2 protein-coding genes are annotated in these 1,350 nt (G+C 57.5%); both read right to left on the bottom strand.

What is annotated here, in order from left to right; translation table 11 throughout:
• Positions 1 to 98: 98 nt before the first annotated feature.
• The gene (locus tag ACTJKK_RS16555) at positions 99 to 572 is read right to left on the bottom strand and encodes a hypothetical protein (protein WP_247955599.1); all 474 of its coding nucleotides are present in this window, start codon (positions 570 to 572) and stop codon (positions 99 to 101) included.
• Positions 569 to 1,350, bottom strand: a 782-nt coding sequence (locus tag ACTJKK_RS16550; protein WP_440748776.1) for a hypothetical protein, incomplete at its 5' end; no start/stop codon positions are given. The genes ACTJKK_RS16550 and ACTJKK_RS16555, both read right to left, overlap by 4 nt.

The raw sequence follows: 1,350 nt of genomic DNA, 5'->3' as shown, positions 1-1,350 counted from the left end.
TCGACAACAACCGCCCCGCCGCATCATGACCAAACGACGTCGGGATGCCGTTCACCGTCTGAGACGACCTCAAAGTCGGCGTCGAGCCAATCATGGCGCTAGGAGCGGTCCGGAGCGATTGCCGATACTGCGGGAGGGAGATCGAGCTCAGCAAGGACCGCGCCGATTACACGCCATCGCCTGGCAGATTCAGCGGAGAGCGGATGATCGGGAGTCTCCTCCAGATCTCTCAGCTCCGGCCCAAGGATTATCTCCACCACCCTTTCGATGGCTTCACGCAACGCCTGAGTTCGCATATATGCGCCGATGTATTCCGCATTTGGCACCGGAGCAAGTTCTGTAGTATACACCTTCGTGAAACAATCCGCCGCTTCGGCGCGCAAGAAAGGGAATTTAAGCGAAGCAAACCACGCTCGCAGAAACTCATCACAGGGGCCCTCATCCTCCAGATGACGTTTGTCATCTATGAAGAGTTGATCGAATATCGCCTGCGGCGAAAAAGGTGTAGCAACCTTAATTGCTTTCGTAATATTGCCTTGATATACGAGATCAACAAGTCTTACGGGTTTCATTTCACAATCCAACCGTTCCCAATTTGACCACCCGGCCCGACTCGAACAACAATCTCTTCCCCCTTGTAAAACCAGTGGTAATCGACATGACCCCTTGGGTCAGGCCGTGCAGTGCCGTACGCTCTAGCCCTCGCCATCAGGTCAGCCACCTCCGCTCGCGTCTTGGCAAGCCTATCCCAATGGTGCCCTTCTCGGATGATGTGTGACCATTTATGATTATTGAACGAAAGAATGTACCTCTTCGAGATTTCCCTAATTGCGGCATTAACGCCGACCTTCGCCCCAACCTTGACTGATGCAGTTGCAATTGCGGCCGACGCAGCGGCGCAGATTCCCACGGTTGCCACAACGCACACCGCGAGTGCCGCGATGCCGATGATGGCGCCGAAGAACAACAGCGTTCCCCACAGGTCCAGCGCTCCGTCCGACTGACCCGAGAAGCGAGATTTGATCGGCAGGCAAGAGGCGCAGGGATCGTCATCATGTGTTGCGGACGTATACACGTTGGAGCGACTCATTGGGACGATCGCGCCGCCTGGGCCACCGCCACCCCGTGACAGCGTGCCCGGACGTTCACCGCCGCTCGTTCCCATCGAATGTCGCGGGAGTTTCGGGCCGTTTGCCTTGCTGATCGCCGCAGCGATCCCGCCCTTCTTCACGGCGTGCTTCGCATAAGCCTTCGCGACGCCACCTTTGAGCCCGCCACCGATCGGCAGGAACCCGAGGTGGTCACTGAACGCGACCGGCGAGTTCTCGACATACGCGAACCGGTTCAACG

Source organism: Microbacterium sp. 22179, from assembly GCF_052045715.1.
GTDB lineage: Bacteria > Actinomycetota > Actinomycetes > Actinomycetales > Microbacteriaceae > Microbacterium > Microbacterium galbinum.
Note: the sequence above shows the minus strand (reverse complement) of the source record. Positions and strands in the feature narration are given on the sequence as shown.